The organism is Aneurinibacillus aneurinilyticus ATCC 12856 (assembly GCF_000466385.1).
GTDB classification, from domain to species: domain Bacteria; phylum Bacillota; class Bacilli; order Aneurinibacillales; family Aneurinibacillaceae; genus Aneurinibacillus; species Aneurinibacillus aneurinilyticus.
Genome location: NZ_KE952714.1, coordinates 1,319 through 3,899, shown reverse-complemented (window position 1 = coordinate 3,899; position 2,581 = coordinate 1,319). Strand labels below are relative to the sequence as shown.

The window sequence follows — 2,581 nt, the reverse complement described above, 5'->3', positions numbered from 1 at the left end:
TTTCACTGGTGCTGTCACCTTCACGTTTAGAAGTAGGAGACTTCTTTCGGAGGGGAGTTAAAACACATGAATGCTTTCAATTTTTCCATAACCAAAAACCACTTCAGTATAAGCTCCCGGGAAATCTGTATTTTTAAAAAGAACTCTTTTTTGCTTAAGTTCATCCTCAATAATACCATCCTTATCCCGGCTCATTAAATCCTTTCCCAATTTCTCTTCAAAGCCGGCACATTCTTCACTAAGAAATACCTCGTTGCTCTTCGTTTGAAGCAGTACGCCTGAATCTTTCCATCCTTTGCTGACAGTAATCGTATCTTTCGTTAACTTAATTCTTCATTCCTCTAATAACAATCGACAGACAAATCACAATATTTACCACCCAAAATTCGTTTGTATATATGTTAGGATAGAACATGAGTTAGCAAACAATACATTCTAGTTTAGGAGTGGTCAAATGAAAAAGCTACTAGCAACCGTCACTATTCTTGGTGCATCTCTACTAACCTTTGGTGCAGGAAGCGCAAGTGCGGCAACCAACTGCCCATTCGTAAACGGAGCACAAAACTTCGGTTCTACACCTGCAGCGCACCAATTGAATTCCGCTAATAATGGAGATCTTAATAACTTAGTTCAACAAATTCTTGGTAACAACAATAAAGAAGTACCGGTTAAGCAATCTAATTCTGCGTCTAATTGCCCGATTCAACTGTTTAATTTTAATTGCCCAACTAAGTAAGTTATAGGCGAATTGAACAACTATTACTACCATATTTTGTGCCTAAAAGAAGACCCCATCAGCCTAAGCAGGTGGGGTCTTCTTTGCGCCCTGGTATTCACTTACTATACCGACGCCGCTACATAATAACTCAACAAATCCAACCCTAAGTCCCAAAGGTCATGAGGAACAATAATTCCTCTTTGGGCGATGTAGGTTGTAGCGCTTCTAGCTTCTTCACCGGCACGTAGGCAACACCGAAGTGATTTTACATATCGAGAACGGTCAATATGGGGTCAAAGTTGAAAACTCGGCAATTATGCCGTTTTTTTCAGCTCACTTGTTTTTCATTTGCTGGTCGCATAGCCGGCACATTCTTCACTAAGAAATACCTTGTTACTCTCCGTTTGAAACAATATGCTCGAATCCTTCCGTCTTTTACCGGCTTGATGACAGGATAGCTGTTCTAGCCCGTAGGATTATTTCCATGTCAAGGGTGTTGATTATCCAGTACGATCCAGAGTGGATCGTACTGAATAATCAACACCCTTGTGTCAAAATATCAAGCGTAACTTATATAGTTATTAATGAATTAAAATGTTAATATTCACCTTAAGAAAACATAAGGATGTGGTTTGTTTATGAAATGTTTTTTGCATTCATTAGCTTTCTCCATCGCACTCAACATCTTGTTTTTTCTTTTTAATGTAGGGAAAGGATTTTTGAACACCTACTTTTATCAACCACAAATGATGGATGCCTATAAAGAAATCAACAATCTAAAGAGTGAGATCACATTCGGTTATACTGCTAGCCTAGGTACATCCATTCTTATTTTGTTCTTTCAGTTAGTAGCCGGAATGCTGATTTATTATTTAGTGAAAAGAACCTTCCTGATTATTAAAAACCGAACACCCTAAATCTCTAATTTTCGCGAAATAGCTGTATTATGAGGCCACCCACCGAGTTTCACCGGTGGGCAACCAATTATTAAGCTGTATCTCCATCTCGCATCCGCTCAACTACACGCGCTTTATACGCTTTGTACTCCCGTGTTAGCTGTCTGATGGAGTCACCCGTTTGCATAGCGACCTTTTTCCAACTACCTAACTTCTTCTTATGCAGCAACTCAGGGAAATTGTGATGGAACGTGGAACTGTTCTCAAGCAATAAATCATTCACCTAATTATCATACTCATTAGACGTAAGTACAGGAGGGGAAAATGAACATCGGATTAGGGGTATTTTGGTCTATTCCTACAATCATTTCCTTGATAGTTGGTATCCTTTTGCTACGTAATACCAAAAAAAAGCTTAAAATATTTGGTTTTATATCTATTTTATTAAGCATCTTTCTATTAATTAATGTTATTCTCTTATTTATGGACACCTTTGAAGTTTAAAGTTTTAAATGTACAAGATCCGGTTCGATAAACACATAAACCATAAAAAGAGCAGTCAATCTGAGTTCATCCAGAAAGGCTGCTCTTTTTGTGTGTTCATAAACTCATTGTAATCGTATATAGATTTTCGTTTGGATAAATATCTTTTATATAAATCGCGATTAAGAATTCAACAAATGAACGTTTGCAATGCGTGACAGTACCCTTTCCAGGTTTTCTTCTATGTAATGAGTAAAATCATCAATGGCTTGTGCGATCGAAGCTTGTGTAGGATGAAAACGATTGGCGATGACGACTTCCTTTAGCCATTTCCATATGTGCTCGACCGGATTCAAATTGGGCGAGTAAGGCGGCAGATCGATACAGAAAAGTCGCTCCCGATTCGCTTCAAAAAAAGGCTGCAGCTCTTCTGCTTTGTGGATACGGGCGTTGTCCATGATAAGGATGGCACGTTTGCCTTCGT

At 38.6% G+C, this 2,581-nt stretch carries 5 protein-coding genes; 2 read left to right on the top strand and 3 right to left on the bottom strand.

What is annotated here, in order from left to right:
* Positions 1-57 precede the first annotated feature (57 nt).
* Positions 58-195, bottom strand: coding sequence for a hypothetical protein (locus HMPREF0083_RS27865; RefSeq protein ID WP_021620039.1), 138 nt, complete (start codon positions 193-195; stop codon positions 58-60).
* A 259-nt stretch (positions 196-454) separates the two neighbouring features.
* Here HMPREF0083_RS27865 and HMPREF0083_RS05120 point away from each other — a divergent pair, with 259 nt between their 5' ends.
* On the top strand, positions 455-736 hold the full coding sequence (locus HMPREF0083_RS05120) for a hypothetical protein (protein WP_021620038.1): 282 nt from the start codon (positions 455-457) through the stop codon (positions 734-736).
* 620 nt (positions 737-1,356) lie between these two features.
* Positions 1,357-1,635 carry a hypothetical protein gene (locus HMPREF0083_RS05115; RefSeq protein ID WP_021620036.1) on the top strand — a complete coding sequence of 93 codons (279 nt, stop codon included), beginning with the start codon at positions 1,357-1,359 and terminating at the stop codon, positions 1,633-1,635.
* A gap of 70 nt (positions 1,636-1,705) precedes the next feature.
* On the opposite strand, the gene HMPREF0083_RS05110 is transcribed toward HMPREF0083_RS05115, so the two are convergent.
* Entirely contained in the window at positions 1,706-1,885 is a 180-nt protein-coding gene (locus HMPREF0083_RS05110; RefSeq protein WP_040301551.1) for a hypothetical protein, read from the bottom strand.
* Positions 1,886-2,279: 394 nt separating this feature from the next.
* Positions 2,280-2,581 (bottom strand): transposase (locus HMPREF0083_RS05100; protein ID WP_021620033.1); only part of this gene is annotated, 302 nt, incomplete at its 5' end.